Annotated in this window: 17 protein-coding genes and 1 riboswitch; of the genes, 4 read left to right on the top strand and 13 right to left on the bottom strand. The window is 38.3% G+C overall.

Annotation, left to right across the window (positions count from 1 at the left end):
- Window positions 1-19: 19 nt before the first annotated feature.
- The 10 genes from AC27HL_RS07620 to AC27HL_RS07575 all read right to left on the bottom strand — a co-directional run bounded on the left by AC27HL_RS07620 (window position 20) and on the right by AC27HL_RS07575 (window position 11,459).
- Window positions 20-1,552, bottom strand: a complete 1,533-nt coding sequence (locus AC27HL_RS07620; protein ID WP_487080332.1) for an aminotransferase class V-fold PLP-dependent enzyme — start codon at window positions 1,550-1,552, stop codon at window positions 20-22.
- A 216-nt stretch (window positions 1,553-1,768) separates the two neighbouring features.
- Window positions 1,769-2,461, bottom strand: a complete 693-nt coding sequence (gene ung, locus AC27HL_RS07615; protein ID WP_487080330.1) for a uracil-DNA glycosylase — start codon at window positions 2,459-2,461, stop codon at window positions 1,769-1,771.
- Between the two features lie 299 nt (window positions 2,462-2,760).
- Window positions 2,761-4,047 carry a threonine synthase gene (gene thrC, locus AC27HL_RS07610; RefSeq protein ID WP_487080329.1) on the bottom strand — a complete coding sequence of 429 codons (1,287 nt, stop codon included), beginning with the start codon at window positions 4,045-4,047 and terminating at the stop codon, window positions 2,761-2,763.
- Between the two features lie 56 nt (window positions 4,048-4,103).
- Window positions 4,104-5,096 carry a homoserine kinase gene (thrB, locus tag AC27HL_RS07605; RefSeq protein ID WP_487080327.1) on the bottom strand — a complete coding sequence of 331 codons (993 nt, stop codon included), beginning with the start codon at window positions 5,094-5,096 and terminating at the stop codon, window positions 4,104-4,106.
- Entirely contained in the window at window positions 5,078-7,534 is a 2,457-nt protein-coding gene (gene thrA / locus AC27HL_RS07600; protein WP_487080325.1) for a bifunctional aspartate kinase/homoserine dehydrogenase I, read from the bottom strand. Before thrA ends, thrB begins: the two co-directional genes overlap by 19 nt.
- 254 nt (window positions 7,535-7,788) lie before the next feature.
- Entirely contained in the window at window positions 7,789-8,733 is a 945-nt protein-coding gene (locus AC27HL_RS07595) for a GGDEF domain-containing protein (protein WP_487080323.1), read from the bottom strand.
- A 2-nt stretch (window positions 8,734-8,735) separates the two neighbouring features.
- Window positions 8,736-9,344, bottom strand: a complete 609-nt coding sequence (locus tag AC27HL_RS07590) for a chemotaxis protein (protein WP_487080321.1) — start codon at window positions 9,342-9,344, stop codon at window positions 8,736-8,738.
- Window positions 9,341-9,706: a response regulator gene (locus AC27HL_RS07585; RefSeq protein WP_487080319.1), complete on the bottom strand. Its 366-nt coding sequence runs from the start codon at window positions 9,704-9,706 to the stop codon at window positions 9,341-9,343. The genes AC27HL_RS07590 and AC27HL_RS07585 overlap by 4 nt, the downstream gene beginning before the upstream one ends.
- A 565-nt stretch (window positions 9,707-10,271) precedes the next feature.
- On the bottom strand, window positions 10,272-10,988 hold the full coding sequence (locus AC27HL_RS07580) for a M48 family metallopeptidase (protein WP_487080317.1): 717 nt from the start codon (window positions 10,986-10,988) through the stop codon (window positions 10,272-10,274).
- A gap of 72 nt (window positions 10,989-11,060) precedes the next feature.
- A complete protein-coding gene (locus tag AC27HL_RS07575) occupies window positions 11,061-11,459 on the bottom strand; it encodes a YebG family protein (RefSeq protein WP_487080315.1) in 399 nt (132 codons plus the stop codon).
- A gap of 462 nt (window positions 11,460-11,921) precedes the next feature.
- Here AC27HL_RS07575 and AC27HL_RS07570 point away from each other — a divergent pair, with 462 nt between their 5' ends.
- Window positions 11,922-12,269 (top strand): DUF3718 domain-containing protein, encoded by a 348-nt coding sequence (locus AC27HL_RS07570; protein ID WP_487080313.1) that lies wholly within the window; start codon window positions 11,922-11,924, stop codon window positions 12,267-12,269.
- A 94-nt stretch (window positions 12,270-12,363) separates the two neighbouring features.
- Here the strand turns inward: AC27HL_RS07570 and dbpA are convergent, their stop codons facing one another.
- The 3 genes from dbpA to moeA all read right to left on the bottom strand — a co-directional run bounded on the left by dbpA (window position 12,364) and on the right by moeA (window position 15,943).
- A complete protein-coding gene (gene dbpA / locus AC27HL_RS07565; RefSeq protein ID WP_487080311.1) occupies window positions 12,364-13,749 on the bottom strand; it encodes an ATP-dependent RNA helicase DbpA in 1,386 nt (461 codons plus the stop codon).
- Window positions 13,750-13,954: 205 nt separating this feature from the next.
- Window positions 13,955-14,668, bottom strand: coding sequence for an alpha/beta fold hydrolase (locus AC27HL_RS07560; protein ID WP_487080751.1), 714 nt, complete (start codon window positions 14,666-14,668; stop codon window positions 13,955-13,957).
- A 39-nt stretch (window positions 14,669-14,707) separates the two neighbouring features.
- Window positions 14,708-15,943, bottom strand: coding sequence for a molybdopterin molybdotransferase MoeA (gene moeA, locus AC27HL_RS07555; protein ID WP_487080309.1), 1,236 nt, complete (start codon window positions 15,941-15,943; stop codon window positions 14,708-14,710).
- Between the two features lie 140 nt (window positions 15,944-16,083).
- Window positions 16,084-16,235: riboswitch (molybdenum cofactor riboswitch) on the top strand.
- Here moeA and moaA point away from each other — a divergent pair.
- The 3 genes from moaA (at window position 16,222) to moaB (ending at window position 18,357) form a co-directional block, all read left to right on the top strand.
- Window positions 16,222-17,193: a GTP 3',8-cyclase MoaA gene (gene moaA, locus AC27HL_RS07550; protein ID WP_487080307.1), complete on the top strand. Its 972-nt coding sequence runs from the start codon at window positions 16,222-16,224 to the stop codon at window positions 17,191-17,193. (Overlaps the previous riboswitch by 14 nt.)
- Window positions 17,193-17,843: a molybdenum cofactor guanylyltransferase gene (locus tag AC27HL_RS07545; RefSeq protein ID WP_487080305.1), complete on the top strand. Its 651-nt coding sequence runs from the start codon at window positions 17,193-17,195 to the stop codon at window positions 17,841-17,843. The genes moaA and AC27HL_RS07545 overlap by 1 nt, the downstream gene beginning before the upstream one ends.
- Window positions 17,836-18,357 (top strand): molybdenum cofactor biosynthesis protein B, encoded by a 522-nt coding sequence (gene moaB / locus AC27HL_RS07540; RefSeq protein ID WP_487080303.1) that lies wholly within the window; start codon window positions 17,836-17,838, stop codon window positions 18,355-18,357. The genes AC27HL_RS07545 and moaB overlap by 8 nt, the downstream gene beginning before the upstream one ends.
- The last annotated feature ends 13 nt before the right edge of the window (window positions 18,358-18,370 follow it).

The raw sequence follows: 18,370 nt of genomic DNA, 5'->3' as shown, positions 1-18,370 counted from the left end.
ATTTAAAAAAGCAGTTTATCTAACCAAAAATTTTGCGTAGAAATGACGGTGATTGAACTTGCTCTATATTTGACGAACTTTCAGTACTAGGTAAAGGATTAAAACCCGTTAAGCTCGGAAATTCAACCTCAAGCCCATAATGCTCGTAGTCCCCCGTTGCAGGGTTAAAACGGTACTCTTTGCTCCAAGCTGCTAAGTTTTCTGTTACTTGATTAATCGCATCAACAACAAAAGCAACTTCTTTATCAGATGTGGTTGGGTGGAATGACGCTCGAATCCAACCGGGCTTCTCAGCAAAGTCACCTGAGTCTATCTGTTCAGTAATTTTTGACGACGTATCTTGATCAACATTCAACAAAATATGGCCATAGGTACCCGCACATGAACAACCACCTCGGGTTTGTACACCAAATTTATCATTAAGTAAACGCACTATTAGGTTATGATGAGCACCGCGAACATAAAATGAAACGATGGCTAGGCGGTCACGAATATTTGATTCCAGCATCACTACCTGTTCATTTTTTTCTAGCTTTTCCATAACATAATGGGTTATTTCTGCTTCACGTTTTTGAATATTTTCAACACCCATGGCATCTTTTAGTTTAATCGCCAATGCCGTTTTAATACATTGTAAAAAGCCCGGCGTACCGCCATCTTCACGCATTTCAATATTATTGAAAAAGCTATGCTCCCCCCACGGGTTAGTCCAGGTAACTGTGCCGCCACCAGGGTGATCCGGCACTTTATTTTTATAAAGTGCTTTATTAAAAACTAATACGCCTGAGCTGCCCGGACCACCTAAAAATTTATGTGGGGAAAAATAAATCGCATCCAAAGTTTGCTTAGGGTTGCTTGGATGCATATCGATATCGACATAAGGGGCAGACGCGGCAAAGTCAACAAAACACAAACCACCCTGGTTATGCATTATTTCCGCAAGTTGATAATAAGGTGTTTTTATTCCAGTAACATTTGAGCAAGCGGAAAAAGAACCAATTTTAACTTTGCGGTTTTGGTATTTTTCAAGTAATAATTCAAGGTGTGCTAACGAGGGTAAACCGTCACTATCAGGGTCAACAATTTCAAGTGTCACGTCGCATTCATACCAAGATGTTTGGTTTGAGTGATGCTCCATATGGGTTATAAAAACAACTGGGCGGTCGTTTTCAGAGAACTGAACTTGCTCTTGCATACGCTCAGGAATACGTAAGCCTAATATACGTTGAAATTTATTCACAACTGCTGTCATACCAGCACCTGCGGTGATCAAAACGTCATTTTCACAAGCATTAACATGGCGCTTAATAATATGCTGAGCATCATGATAAGCATTGGTCATAGCACTGCCAGTTAAATTAGTTTCAGTATGGGTATTAGCAACATAAGGCCCTAATTCATTAGTAAGGTAATCCTCAATCGGTTGATATAAGCGACCACTAGCAGTCCAGTCGGCGTAAATAATATCTAAAGTGTTGCCATTAATTTTATGCGTGAGATTTTGTCCAACAACGTTTTTTCGAAACGGTAAAAAATAATTTTCCAAAGACATTACAAATGTTCTCGTATGTAACCGAAATTAAAAACATACTAGCATTTACCACATTCATAGCAATTTAAAACCACAAAAGTCACGCAATAAGCAATACTAATCCTCATTAGAAGGTTTTATGAAAAATATTCCTTAATGAAAGGTTAATTTAGGCATTAAGTGAAAATAATTTTTCTAAATATCTAGAATAAGAAATAACATTCCTAAAATGTGACTTTAATCACGCAACTGCCAACGAATAGCTGTAAGTTTGTTATCTACAAGCCATTGGTTTGTTTTGGAAAAATGTTTACAACCAAAAAAACCACGATAAGCAGATAACGGCGAAGGATGCGGACCGTTTAACACTAAGTGTTTTTTAGTATCAATATTTTTGCCTTTTTTCTGGGCATGACTCCCCCATAGTATAAATACGCAACCAGGATTTTGTTCATTAAGCGCTGTAATAACTTTGTCAGTAAAGATTTCCCAGCCCAATTTGGCATGAGAATGTGCTTGCCCTTGTTTAACAGTTAACACTGTATTAAGTAGCAATACACCTTGCTCTGCCCATTCCATTAAATAGCCATGCTGTGGTGTAATAAAACCACTGATATCTTGAGTGAGTTCTTTATAAATATTAACCAAAGAAGGCGGCACTTTAATGCCTTTGCGAACAGAAAAAGCTAAACCATGCGCCTGAGACTGTCCATCAGAGCCAACTCCATGGTAAGGGTCTTGCCCCAAAATCACCACTTTAACGTCGGTTAAATCAACACAAGAAAACGCATTGAGCACATCCTCTTCAATTGGAAAGATTACCTCGCCAGCTGCTCTTTGCTCGGCAATACTGGCCGACAAACTTTTGAAATACGGTTGTTGTTGCTCTTGAGCAACCATTGCCTGCCATTGTGGTTTTAATTTTCTCATTTTATAGCTCTTTACATCGCTCAATAGGTATTTGAACTTCATCATTCTTTGCCATCGACATACTAGTATGTATTAATGCCGTGAAAGCAGGATGCCTAGCAACTGCCCTGACACTATGACATAGCGTTCATCCTGAAAATTGCCACTATTTCACATCCATATGATCGTGGCATACCATTCGTCCTGAAAATTGCCACTATTTCACATCCATATGATCGTAGCATACCATTCGTCCTGAATATAAAAAGGCAGTAAAAACTGCCTTTTTATAATTATACGGTTTTACATAAGCTAAGTAACTAACTCAGCAAATATGCTCTTAACTCTGAAAACTCTGTTGATGCCGTGGTTGAAAGAATGGTTTCACTGGCGCAGTCAGCCAACTCTTTTGGCAAACCTATTGGCTGACCAAGGGTATTTTCAACAATATCTTTAAATTTAGCAGGATGTGCTGTCCCTAAAAATACCCCGAATTCTGAGTCAAGTGCATTATATTGTAATGCTCTGTAGGCTACAGCAGCATGTGGCTCACTTATATAGCCTAATTTCGCTAAATGGATCATCGTCATTTGTGTTTGCTCTTCATCAATAGATACTGAACTAACACAATCTTTATCTACAATCCCCGCTTTTAGCATGTGCTCAACCCGCGGCCAATTATTTGGGTTACTAACATCCATGGCATTTGAAATAGTCGCCACAGTGTCATTTGGTGACCATTCACCCGTTTGCAGGTAACGTGGCACAGTATCATTGGCATTAGTCGCGGCAATAAAACGTTTAATAGGTAAACCAAGCGCTTTAGCGAAAAGTCCGGCCGTTAAGTTACCAAAGTTGCCGCTTGGTATTGAAAACACAATATCGTTCAGTGCATTACGACCTTTTTGACGATAGAGCTGAGCAACTGCTTCAAAGTAGTAGCAAATTTGCGCAAGTAATCGGCTAATATTAATGGAGTTAGCAGAGTTTAAACCGATAGTTTCTTTCAGCTCTTGATCATCAAATGACTGTTTAACTAGCGCCTGACAATCATCAAACGTGCCTTCTACCGCAACAGTTTTAATATTGCCGCCAAGCGTAGTAAACATTTTCTCTTGTAATAAACTAATTTTTCCTTTCGGATATAAAATTACCACATCAATATTTTCAATTTTATGAAAAGCATGGGCAACAGCAGCGCCAGTATCTCCAGAAGTTGCCGTTAAAATGGTAATTTTTTTACCTTGGCTAAAGGCTCGTAAACATTTAGCCATAAAGCGAGCACCAAAATCCTTAAAGGCTAATGTTGGCCCATGAAACAATTCCAGTATCGCGCGATCTTCACTGATCGGTTGAATTTGCGCTGGAAAGTTAAAAGCGTCAGTAACAATTTCTGTTAATTGTTGCTCTGAAAGATCGTCGCTAACAAACGGGTAAAGTACTTTTACACTGCGTTCAACCAGTGGCAGTGCAAGCAGTTCTTCAATATTGTCAAAACTTGGGATACTTTCTGGGAAAAATAATCCTTGATTACGGCCTAAACCCTGCTTTACGGCGCCAGCAAAACTGGCTTGTTCATCGTTTTCTTTTAAATTATAAAATTTCACACTTAAATTCCTATAAAATGCTACTTTCTGATTTTTAGTCAGAAATAACCATGCTGTTAGTTCAGGCTAACAGCACCTTGATTGTCTGGTTGGCAAACATGAACAAAACCTTCACTTTCACCACTGGCTAAGGTTTGTAAATAATTTTCGCTTAACCATTGAGCAAACTGCTCCGCTTTACTTTTATCATCAGTAACACAAAAAAGTGTTGGCCCTGAGCCAGAAATTCCAGCGGCTAAGCAACCTTGCTCTTTTAGGTAAGCGATCGCATCAACGTAACCTGGTAAAATTGATTGTCGATAAGGCTCAGCAACCACATCGGTTAAAACTGAATAGGCTTGTTTTTTATCTTGGCGATGACAGGCATCAACAAAGGTTGCTAGGTTTTGTCCAAAACTAATAAGATCAGCACGAGAATAGTCAGTTGGTAAAATATCACGAGCCGCTTTCGTAGAGACTTCAATACCAGGATAGGCCATTACGTAATAACAATCATCAAATGACGGAAGCTTGTGGGCAATAACTTCTCGATCTTGCACCATTAACTGCATGCCCCCCAAAAAGCACGGCGCGACGTTGTCGTAATGCAAACTACCACTAATTTGTGCTTCCATTTGCCCCATCATTTTTAGCAAGGGTTTGTCCGCAAAGCTAAACTCATGGTACTTTTCATAAAAAGCATTGAGCCCAGCTAAGGCAGCGACGACAGAGCAGGCACTTGAACCTAATCCACTACCAACTGGCATGCGTTTTTCTAACGTTAATTTTACTTTTGCAATATCTTGCTTATGTTCTAACAGTTGCTGGTTAAATAATAACAAACACTGCCACACAATATTGTCTTTAACGTCACCTGGTAATTTCTTAGCAAAATTCCCAACCACTTCTAATTCATCATCACCATTACTATGAGTAACAGTCACAATATCGCCTAACAATGTACCATCAACTGGCTTTACTGCTAGCCCTAAAACATCAAAGCCAACATTGACATTGCCAATTGATGCTGGTGCAAATACCGAAACACTCATCAGTGTTGTTGCTCCCATGCTAAAGTTCTTAATAAGTCGCCAAATACACCAGCGGCAGTTACCGCAGCACCAGCACCGTAACCACGCAACACAAAAGGTAATGGTTGGTAATATCGGCTATGTATCGCTAGGGCATTTTCACCATCTTTAATACTAAATAGAGGATGGTCTTGCCCGACAGCTTCTATCGTGACCTGGCATTGACCATTAATAATCTTGCCGATATAGCGCAATACTTTTCCTTCGGCGTTAGCTGCACTAATACGTTCACTAAAACCTTGGTCTAATTGTGTTAAATTTGTCATAAAGTCGGCAATATCACCACTAGCGTCAAAATCATCTGACAGTACTGAATCGACCTTAATGTCACTTAACTCTAACTCCATACCCGCTTCTCGAGCCATAATTAAAAGCTTACGCGCAACGTCCATACCACTTAAATCATCACGCGGATCTGGCTCTGTAAAACCTTGCTCTTTTGCTAAGGCCGTCGCTTGCGATAATGTCATGCCTTCATCTAACTTGCCAAAAATATAAGATAAAGAACCTGATAAAACTCCTTCAAATCGTTGTAATTCATCACCCGCTTTTAGTAAATTTTGTAAGGTATCAATAACCGGTAAGCCAGCGCCAACGGTAGTTTCATATAAAAAGCGGCGATTAGTTTTTTGCGCAGCTACGCGTAATGCTTGGTAATATTGCCAAGAGTCAGTATTGGCCTTTTTATTTGGTGTTACCACATTAAAACCGGCTTCTAAATATTCAACATAATTTAACGCCAGCTTTTCATTTGAAGTACAGTCAACTAATACTGGGTTGATCAAGTGGTTTTCACGAACAAAGTCTTTAATATTATCAACAGTAACTTCTACTGCTTGCTGCTCAAAACTAGGTTGCCAATCACTGGCATCTATGCCGTTGGCATTAAAAATCATACCTTTACTATTAGCGAGTCCATAAACTTTTAAAGCAATATTCTCAGCTTTCAATTTTGCTTGTTGTCTTGCTATTTGTGCCAATAACTCACTGCCCACAACACCACAACCCACCAGAAATACGTCAATGCTTTGCTTATGAGAAAAAAAGTTCTGATGGCTGATCTTCATCGCATCAGTACATTTACGGCTTTCTATAACCACTGATATACTGCGCTCGGATGAGTCTTGTGCGATAGCCACCACATTAACACGTGCTTGAGCAAGTGAGGCAAAGAACTTAGCGGCAACACCTTGTTGGTGATGCATGCCATCCCCTACTAATGAAACAATAGATAAATCATTAGTTAAGCTTAGTGGCTCTAACAAACCATTCAGTAATTCAAGCTCAAATTCACTTTGTAAACTTTGCTGAGCTCGATGGGCGTCAACTGAGTAAATACAAAAACTAATACAGTATTCGCTCGACGATTGGCTGATTAATACTAAAGAAATATTTTCACGGCTCATGGTTGCGAATACTCGACTCGCCATACCTACCATGCCTTTCATTCCTGGGCCTGAAACATTAACCATAGTTAAATCATCAAGATTTGAAATCGCTTTCACTTGTTTTTTCTGATCATCTTCATTCGCAATTAACGTACCTGGCGCGTCAGGGTTACCCGTATTTTTAATTAAACAAGGAATATGGTGCTGTGCAATTGGGCCAATAGTTTTTGGATGTAAAACGCTAGCACCAAAATAAGAAAGCTCCATAGCCTCTTGATAAGAAAGATAATCTAATAATTTTGCCTCTTTAATTAACCTTGGGTCGGCATTATATACACCATCAACATCGGTCCATATTTCACAATATTCTGCGGCACTACAAACAGCCAGCACAGCAGCAGAATAATCAGAGCCATTTCGCCCCAATGTTGTCACGTCTCCTTTGCTATCAACACCAATAAAGCCAGGCATTAGCGCAATATCTTTAAGCTCTGCATAACTTTGCTGATATTTTTCTTTGCACAATACCAAGTCAGCAACAGCATTAAGGGCAACATCATTAGTGTGCAAGAATTTTTCCGGCTCAAGCACCGTGACTTCAATATCATCAACAGTCAGAACTGATTGCAATAAAGCAACGCTTAAGCGCTCACCAATACTAATAATACGAGCACGAACATGCTCAGGACAAAAAGATAATAAATTTGCACCGTGCAAATAACGACTTAATTGATGCTCCCAATTCGCTAGCGTTTGTTCACTATGCTGATGGCAAAACTTTGGCAACCGAGCTGATAAATCGTTAATTATATTTTCAATTGCGTGTTTAAAATGCTGTAAATCACTTTTTAGTTTATCTTCATCAGAAATATTTTCCGCCATAGCAACTAAGTGATTAGTTACCCCTTGTGGTGCCGAAACAACAACAGCTAATTTTGACGTTTGACTTTTATTTTTGATGATATCGGCGACGTCAATAAAACGCTGCGCTGATGCTAGTGAACTACCACCAAACTTTAATACACGCATTTTTACTCCTTATAAAACGAAAAAAGCCCGTAACCTTATTAGGTCACGGGCTTGAGAAAATAGTAAATTTTACACGTCAGCCGATGACCACCACCCCAATGAGGGTGATAGTGGTGGTAATAATAATTTGGCGAAGTGATATATTCATACTTATAAAGTGCCTGAACTAGAAATTAGAGTCAATATCTTTTTGTGAATAAAATAAACTAATATATGTATAAAAGTTAGGAGTAATGAATATTATTTAATTTTATTCAAATTTCAACAGTTTCTTTGGCCAAACAAACTCGATTGCGTCCAGAAGCCTTTGCCTCATAAAGCGCCAAGTCAGCATTACTAATAAGATCTTCATATCGGCTATCTTGTTCATCAATTACCGCGACACCGATACTAGCGGTAACACTAATTCTTCGGTCTTGGTAATTGATGGCATTTGTTGCTATAGCTTGGCGAATACGCTCTGCAACCTCTTCTGCACCTTGTAAATCTGTATTAGGCAATATAACCGCAAATTCTTCGCCGCCATATCGGCCAAAAAGATCGCCCATTCGCAATAACTTATCAACGGCTTTCGCTGTTTCAATTAAAACCATATCACCACCTTGGTGGCCAAAAGTATCATTAAGCAATTTAAAATGATCAAGGTCTAACATGACTAAAGCGAGATCGTGTTGATATCGACGAGCACGAGAAAACTCTTTGGCAAGACATTCTTCCCAGTGCTTACGATTGAAAGTTTGGGTTAAGCCATCAATTCGGTTAGACAACGCAAGCTCTTCTAAAGCTTTGTTTAACTGCGTTTGATAATGACAAACGTCAGTAACGTCTTCAATTAAAATACAAACACGTTCTACATCACCTTCAATTTCTACTGGCAGAAAAGTACAATTTTGCGCCATATAATGGCTATCAGTTGTTATAGGACGAGAATGCGACAATTCAAATAAATGATGTCGTTGTTCCCAACCACAAAATGACTGAGTTTTTAGTTGCACTACGCTAGCAACCTTACGTTCAAACCATTTCCGTGGTAATTCTGGAAAAACAGTAAAAATACTTTTTCCGACAACATCATCATCATCTTTATTAGCATGCACTTGTAGAAAACGATTCCACATTACAATGTTGTAATCGACATCTAGAATTAAAATACCTGTATTTAGTCGATTCGAGATGTTAATACACAGTTCATCTAACATGGCTAGAAATCTTCCAATATTCGGTCGATGACCGCTTTGATATTGTTTATGGCTTCTTCAGGAATTAGCAATACCATATCGCAATTAAAAGAGTAGTCAGTTACTTGATAACTAATACGTACTTTTAAAGCAAGATCCCAGTTAAAAGACTGCTGGTTTAAGTGCTCAGACACTGTGCCATGATTTACAGACAGTAATCGCGGCGCGCTGTAAGACATTTGATTTTCAATTTGGCTAGCAAAAACATTTAGAAATGTCGTTGTTAGGATAGAACTTAAATCAATAATTTGTTCATCAAAACTCAATTCATCAGCTTCATAGCCAAGTAAATCAGCCAATCGGTGAGAATCTTGCGGTTGATACATTAATAATGCTTCACCACGTATGCCTTCATATCCAAAAAAACCTTGGCTAACAACAGCCGTCGCTTTTAAGTCTTGATTGAGAGTTTCAAATAAATGCTCAGACTTTACTTGTTCAATACTGGGTACTTTTAAATAAACAAAAGTATCTAAATAACGAGCAAGCTGATCACTCGCTTGTCCCATTGCAACATTAATAAGCTCTTGCAAACAATCTTGCTGATCTTCTGATAGGTCAAACGCACTCATAAGAACCCGTGCAACTGCAAGTTTTCATTTAAAGTATCAAGCTGAACTGGTTTACGTAAAAATGCTTTCGCGCCTAAATCAAGCACTCGCGACTGCATTTCAGGTTGTATATCAGCCGAAATAACGAACACAGGTAGCTCAATGTTTTCATCTTGCATGGCTTGTAAAACACCAAGGCCATCAATGACAGGCATAGTTAAATCAAGAAATAGCACGTCAATATCTTGATTGCGTAAAATGGACAATGCTTCTTCTCCATTTTTAGCAAGTTGTGCGTTAACTGATAAATTTTCTGGGAGGCTTCTTAAAACTTGCTTTCTAGCTAAGTTAGAGTCATCACAAATAAGAACATTAGTACTCATTTGATGCTAATCCTTTATTATTTTTTTTATTAACGCCTAATTTACCTCAATTTAACGCTACTGTTAATTACTAATATCAAAAAATTTGACGTTTTTTTCGACTTTTTCACTCAATAGCTAGTATGAGTGTCACATTTTATATCTTAATTTTTATCGCTTGCGCTACTTTTTACGACATGTTTGCGGTTATTTACAGTGAAAACGTCAAATTTATCAAGGATGAAGTCAATAGTTATTTATTGCACATTAGACCAATAAAAACACAAGTCATCTATATGCTAACTAAAAAATTAAAAAATGCGATAGACATGATTGCAGATAATAAATATATTGCCATTGCTTTCCAACTGTATTTGCCTAATTTCATTCTAAAACTCCCCTCATTAACATCAATTTAAAATTCCAATCGAGTTTTATATTCGATCTTTATTTTAAATTATTGATCGACAGCTCGTTGTTTATTGAACAAGCAGATTTCATACCAAGAAATTTTCAAGCTCGTTTTAGAGGGATGATATAGGCCACTATATAGCCATTAAAGCTTATATTGTCTGGGCGTTTGTGATTAATCCCAAATCAATGCGTGTTGATTTTCTCTCAGCCATTTTTTAGCCTGTCGAAAGTTTGGTTCATATTTTTCAACCAACTGCCAAAATTTTGTCGAATGATTCATATACTTAAGATGACATAACTCATGCACAATAACATAGTCAACAACCCAAAGCGGCAGCATTTTTAGCAAAGAATTAAAGCTTAATTCTCCACGGCTATTACAACTTCCCCAGCGTGACTTATACTTTCGCACTTTGTTTGAGCTAGGATACAGCGAGGTTTTAATCGATAAGGTAGCGAGCCTACTTCGTAAATATTCAGTGACTTCAGCGTTAAACCACTTTTCAATTAGGCACTTGGCCTTTGCAGTAATAAGATCCGAAGTTAAGGGGTAATGCTGATATTTTTCCGGAATATACACATAAATCAGCTTATCTACAGTGTTATGAATGACCTGTTGTTTACCAAAACAAATTAATACTTTATGTGGTAAACCGTCAATATTAATTGATTTGCTGCCATCAAAATAACTAGCGTGTGCTTGCAATGAGTTATTTATATCCTGCCTTTGCTGGCTAACTTTTTCTCTGATCCATAAGGATTTGCCACGAACCAAATCATCAATATAAGAGGTTTTTACAAATTCAGGTGCTCGAATAATGACTTCAGCATTTTTCACTTGCAGCGCTATCGTTTTACGTCTGGCACTACGAATTAATTGATATTTCAAACAATATTACCAAGATATAACTGATACTTTTTATTGAGCAACTGCATCAAGGCCTAGAAAGTGAACTTCTCACTATGCCGCAGTTTTACTTTGAGCTGGTGCTTTTTTTGCTGTCGCTTTTGCAGCTGTAGCCTTTGGCTTAGACTCTACCTTTGCTTCAACTTCAGCGGTGGTATCAGAACTTGCTTCTGATGTTTTTGCATCTTTATCTTTAGTCGCCGCTTTATTAGTTTGCGCTTTAACTTTTTTCGCTTGTAATGCAATTAGCACATTTTCACGATTTTGCGCTAAATACACACTCAGTTCTTCGCGAATATCTTCAGACAGTTCAACTGGAGCTTGTTCAAACATTTCAGATAAGTTATCTGCCATATCAAGCATTTTATCGTATTCATCTGCGGCTTTCTTATCCATAAATGTTTCTACCTCCACACCTTGTCTTATGACGACAAATCGACTTTCAACTGCCATTGTTATCCCTTATCTCACTATATTAATACTCTAACATCATCATACCGCACAAAAATCATACGGCAAAATAATCTGGATGAAACGTTTATGAAATCTCATCAAAAAACACTGTTCATATACACAGTATCATACCTTTATTTAATAAAAATACCAGAAAAGAATAAAACCTTGCTTGATGCTGCACAATTTTCATGTCAATTATCGTGCGATATATTGCCTAGCAACGAAAAAAACTATCTCGGAATGTCACTAGATGTAAAAATTAATGTCATAAAAGCAAAATAAAAGCCACAGAATAAAAACAAAAAACCAATAAAAACAAAAGATTGAAATTAGTATTAAATTTAGTTTTATCAATTAATTTTTTACATTCACTCACCTCCCTATTACAACTTTTTTGCCAATTTAAGTCACTATTACTATGAACAACGACAAGCAATAATGTTAATTACGGAGAGCACTATGAATAAAGTTAAATCACTAACAACAGCGGCAATTGTTACAACATTAGCCACATTAAGCTTTAGCAGCCATGCTATGGACAAATATGTTGAATCGGCACTGATTGATGTTTGTAAATCTACATTAACTAACAGTGTCATGAAGTATCATAAAACAGCAAAATCTTATAATTTAAAAGATAAAACAGTAGCCTTGAAGGTGATGTGTAATGGTGATGATATAATTGATTTTGCGCAAAAATATGGTGCCAATAAAACCGCAGCTCGATTAGAGCGCAGTATTAGTGGTAATGTTGATATTATTGATGTCGCAAAAGTTGAAAAAATTAATGTCAACTTTGAGCTATAAAGGATAGCAATGCTATGGATAATCAACATCACAGGTACTCTAGCTGGTAAATAGAGTACCTGGTTGATTGTAATCTACTTGTTTAATTAAAGAACTAAACTAATTCTCGCACTCTAAAATTACGCCCCTTTATTTTCCCGTGCTTAAGCTTATTTAGTGCTTTTCGAGCCACCATTTTTTCAACCGCAATATATGCCCAGTTAGGGCCCATTTGAATTTTACCTAATTGGTCAAAGGCAATGCCATTCTCTCCAGTTAGCGCACCTACAATATCTCCGGGTCGAACTTTTTGCTTTTTTCCACCATCAATTTGAATTGTGGTCATTTTAGGTAAAAAAACTGAGCTTTGTAATACCTTACTATCAGGTAACTCCTCACCTTCAATCGTTCTCTCTAAGTAATCTTCAAGCAAACCAACCTTATAGCGTTCTTTGTCATTAAATAATGAGAACGCATAACCTGTGCTACCAGCACGCCCCGTTCGCCCGACACGGTGAATATGCACTTCGCTATCATGCGCAATATGGTAATTAAATACTGCATCAAGTGCTTCAATATCTAAACCCCGCGCAGCAACGTCAGTTGCAACTAAAATAGAGGCACTTTTATTTGCAAAGCGGACTAACGTTTGGTCTCGATCTCGTTGTTCTAAATCACCATGTAAGGCCACCACACCAAAGCCATCATCAGCTAATTTATTGGCAACACTTTGTGTTTCTTTTTTGGTATTGCAAAAAATCACACTTGACTCAGGTTTGTGCTTCAACAGTAATAATCGAATTGCGGTTAAACGTTGTTCATCATTTTCTACATGGTAAAAATGCTGAGAAATACTATTACTTTGATGGGTGGATTCAACCTTAACCACTTCCGGCGCTTGCAAATACTTATTGGCAATTTTTTGAATTTGTTGTGGGAAAGTCGCACTAAACAATAAGGTTTGTCTTTGTTCTGGTATTTGGCTAATAATATTATCTAATGCAGATTGAAAGCCCATTTCCAGCATACGATCAGCTTCATCAAGTACTAAAGTATCAACATTTTCCAATGACAAAGTACCACGCCCTAGATGATCTTCAATTCGCCCTGGCGTGCCAACAACAATATGGGCACCGTGCTCAAGAGATCCCACTTGCGGACCAAACGGCATCCCGCCGCACAAAGTAAGCACCTTAATGTTGTGAATTGCACGCGCCAACTTTCTAATTTCCTTAGCAACTTGATCTGCTAATTCACGTGTCGGACACAGCACTAAGGTTTGTATTCTAAACTTTTTTACTTGTAGTTTATTTAGCAAGCCTAAGCCAAAAGCAGCTGTTTTCCCGGAGCCAGTTTTACCTTGCGCAATAATATCACGGCCATTTAATATCGATGGTAAACTTTGCGCTTGGATCTCAGTCATATCATGATATCCAAGTGTACCTAAGTTATCTAAAATTGCTTTTTGTAATGGTAATGAAGAAAAGTTGCTGTCACTCAAGGGGAAGATCCTAGATCTAAAAAAGTTAATTGCACGTATTTTACACCTTTTAGCAAATGCAAAGACAGCTTTAAGTGAGAAAAGCTTAAATTGCTATATGCGTGGTATAATTTCGTAAGTAAGTTAACTATGTTTAATGAACTTAAAGGCCAATAAAAATCCTAGCAAATTCATACAAGAGTATAGAGTTTTGCCAACATAGAAACTATGAATTCAGCAATTTAACTAACATTAACGCTAAGGTATTCGGCGATTCCAAAGGCAACATATGGCCAGTATCTATTACTCTTTCAATTCTAATATGCTTTGCATCAGCAACTTGTTTTTTTAACAAAGCAAGATCAACCAAAGAGTCAGCATCACCAATTAAAAAAGTGATCGCTAAAGATAACTGAGATAACGCTTTTAATAGCGAAGGTCGAGTCATAGACACTTGCAACTGATGAAGTAAAACGTCTCCACCTAATTCAAGATCCATTGCAATAATTTCAGCTCGAATGGCTTCAAAGCCATTACTTGAAAACTCTTTAATATTCGGATGAAGTAAATCTTCAATTCGTTTATTTGGAATTCCTGAGTAGCCACGTTTTTCAATCCAGGATATCGTACGTTTACGTTGTTTTATTTCACAAGTAGGTAAATTCTCCGGTGCATTAGCAACAACAACTAAATGCTTAAGCAAGTGAGGATTCGCCAGTGCAATTGCGCTGGCAATATAGCCACCAAGAGAGAAGCCAACAAGTATCGCATCAGGCAACGTTATTTGTGCAGCCATAGCGCGTACAACATCATTCATATCCCCTGATGTTGGTATAGGCAAATGAATCAGCCGACAAGTTTTTGGATATTGTTCGCCTATAAGCTGCCAAACAGGCTGCCATAGGCGTTCATTACACATAGTACCAGGGATAAAATACACTGTTTTCAAGAGTTATATCATCCGCAGAAATAATTAATTTTAGGCAAAAAAACGGTCAAACAACTGCACATCTACCATTTCACCAGCCGATACTCGTCCTTGCTCAGACGGCAAAACAATATAACAATTAGCAAAGGCAATACTCGTTAAAATGCCTGAGCCTTGACTACCTGTGCTGCTTACCGTTAATTCACCCTCCTCATTTTGTGATAGGATGCCACGCTGAAAGTCCATACGTCCTGGTGACTTCCTTAAGTCAGATAGAGCTTTCGCTTTTAATCTTTGCAAGGGCTTGGTATGACAATTTTGCATTTTCATTAATGCCGGCATAGCTAGCAAGTCTGCAGTAACCATGGCAGAAACTGGATTCCCTGGTAAGCCAAAAAAGTAGCTGTTAGCTAGGGTACCAAAAGCAAAAGGTTTACCGGGTTTCATGGCAATTTTCCAAAAAGCAATTTCTCCGAGCTGCTCAAGTACGGTTTTCGTATAGTCGGCATCACCAACTGAAACACCACCCGATGAAATGACAGCATCAGCTTGTGCATCGGCTTGAATAAATGCTTGCCTAATAGCTTCTTCGTCATCTTGAATCACCCCAAAATCAATAACCTTGACGTTCAAGTTTTGCAACATGCCAGTTAGCGCATAACTATTGCTCTCATAAATATCGCCATTTCCTAATGGCTCTCCCAGTGTTTTCAATTCATCGCCGGTAGCAATAAGTGCCACAGTTAATTGACGAAACACCGATAATTCATTTATGCCCAACGAAGCCAATACGCCAATATCAATCGCAGATAAGCGACGACCTTTTGCAAAAACAATCTCTCCTTTAGTTATATCTTCGCCGGCATAGCGAACGTGGTCACCTTGTTTACGTTTTTCTAAAAAGCGTATACTTTCACTTTCAGCCGCACAGTTTTCTTGCATTTCCACTGTATCACAACCTGATGGTAGCTTAGCTCCTGTCATAATTCGGACACATTCACCTTTTTGACAAGTACCCGTAAATGGCTGCCCTGCCATAGAGCGTCCAGCTAAAGTTAAATATTCTTGTGACGCTAAACTTTCATAAGCAAAAGCATAACCATCCATCGCTGAGTTATTGTGTGGTGGCACATTAATTGGGCTGGTAATATCCGCTGCTAATACCCTGCCCAAAGCTTGTTTTAATAAAACACTCTCAGTGTCATTAATTGGAGAAATTGCTGAAAGCATTTTTTCTAATGCTTGGGCAAATGGCATTAATCCTGGAGCAGAACAACAATCAACCATAATAAACTCTTCCTACTTAGATTTTATATTTCATATAATGAATGTATTTACTTTGAAGTAAAGTAAACATAATTCAGGCTTTATCTGTTATATTGATCATAATCATACTATGCTTGTGATTATATGATATAAATTAATAAATCATTGAAATTCGCCGAGCTATTTCCGCTAAACCTGACATTTTGTTCAAGCATGCTGATATAGCCGCAAGCCAATAATATTGTGTTTGCCAGGGCTAACAAGGAAACTTGTTTGCCTCCCGACATTGGAAAGGTGACATGTTAACAGACAACTTCGGACGCAAGTTTTATTACTTGCGCTTATCTATTACCGACGTATGCAATTTTCGTTGTAATTATTGCTTGCCCAATGGGTATCAATGTGATCACGATAGAAAATTTCTTACTTTACCTGAGATCACACGTTTAGCCTCAGCATTTTCCGATTTAGGCACAGAAAAAATCCGGATTACTGGCGGCGAACCTTCTTTGCGAAAAGATTTACCCGATATTATTGCGCAATGTAAACAAACTCCTGGTATCAAAAAAGTCGCCATAACCAGCAATGGATTTAAACTTCCTGAACACTTACCAAGCTGGCTAGATGCAGGTATAGACGCGATAAATATCAGCGTAGATAGTTTAGACCCAAGACAATTTCATGCCATTACCGGCCACGATAAACTTAAGCATATTTTAAAAGGCATAGATATGGCGCTGGCAGAAGGCAGCACAAGTATCAAAGTAAATACGGTATTAATGCGAGAATATAATTGCTATGACATTGCCAGCTATTTAGCATGGCTAAAAGATACCCCAGTCACGTTACGCTTTATTGAGCTAATGCAAACCGGTGATAACCAAGCATTTTTTGACGCTCAGCATGTTCAAGGATCACGCATTAAACAAAATTTGATCCTCGACGGCTGGTTGCCGGTAATTAACGACAAAGCCTCAGGGCCAGCACAAGAATTTTATCATCCAGATTATGCCGGAAAAATTGGTTTGATCATGCCGTACTCAAAAGACTTTTGTAGCAGTTGTAACCGTTTACGTGTCAGCTCGTTAGGGAAATTGCATTTATGTTTATTTACCGAGCAAGGTTTATCACTAAAAGATTATCTACAAGACGATAATACCGAGCCTTTAAAACATGCTATTGCCAATATGATGACTGACAAAAAGCAAACACATTTTTTGCATGAAAAGTTAACAGGCGCAACGAAAAACTTGGCAATGCTAGGCGGCTAATGAATAACCAAAAACTCCTTTTTCAGCCTTGTTTGGGTGTCGTTTTAGCGGGTGGAAAATCCTCTCGCATGGGCCAAGACAAAGCTAACCTACAACGCAATCAACAAGATATGCTGAGCTTCAGTAAAGCTCTGTTAAAAAGCGCTGGTAGCTCGCAAGTCATTGTTAGTGGTGACGAACACGGTATTAGCGACACGATAAGTAATATCGGCCCACTTGGTGGCATTCAAACTGTCATCAAACAATTTAAACCACAAGCATTATTGATTTTACCAGTTGATTTACCGTTAATGACTGCTGAAGAGCTTGCAGAATTAAAGCAAATTGGCGAGTTAAGTCAAAGTGCTGTCTTTTTTGCTGACAATTATTTGCCGCTATATTTACCTGTTAACGCCTTTGTTGAACAATTTTTTCAACAATTGTTACCAACAAAATCATCACCTTCTATTGCTGAAAAAGCAATAATGAGTAATCAAAAATCAAAAGGTAAGCGCGGCTTAACAGGGCCATCAGTGCGCAGCCTGTTAAAGCAAATACCTCATAAAGCTATTCAAGCAAAAAATCCTAATAGCTTATTTAATACCAATACGCCTGAGCAATGGCAACAGGCGCAACATTTACTCTCTTTGCAAAGGAAAACTCATGTCTAGTATTCATTGTGGCGACGCATTCGTACCATTAAATATTGCCGTATTAACTGTCTCAGATACGCGCGAAGAACATAACGACACTTCTGGCCAAGCTTTAGTTGAACGCTTGCAAGCCGCTGGACATAAACTAGCAGCGAAAGAAATCTCTAAAGATGATGTTTATCAACTACGTGCTATCGTCTCGAAATGGATTGCCGATGAAAATGTGCAAGTCATTTTAACAACTGGCGGCACAGGCTTTACCGCAAGAGATAATACACCAGAAGCCTTATTACCTTTGTTCGATAAAAACATTGAAGGCTTTGGTGAAGTGTTTAGAACCATCTCTTTAGAGGAAATAGGCACCTCTACAATTCAGTCGCGCGCTTTTGGTGGAATGGCCAACCGTACCGTGATTTTATCTGTACCCGGTTCAACCAATGCCTGTAAAACCGCATGGGACAAATTAATTGTGGAGCAGCTCGATGCCAGCCACCGACCTTGTAACTTTGTACCGCACTTAAACTTCAATTAATCTGGTAAATCGC

It is taken from the genome of Colwellia aquaemaris, assembly GCF_057548755.1.
The sequence above is the reverse complement of the archived record's forward strand: the minus strand, read 5'-3'. Positions and strand labels throughout refer to the sequence as shown.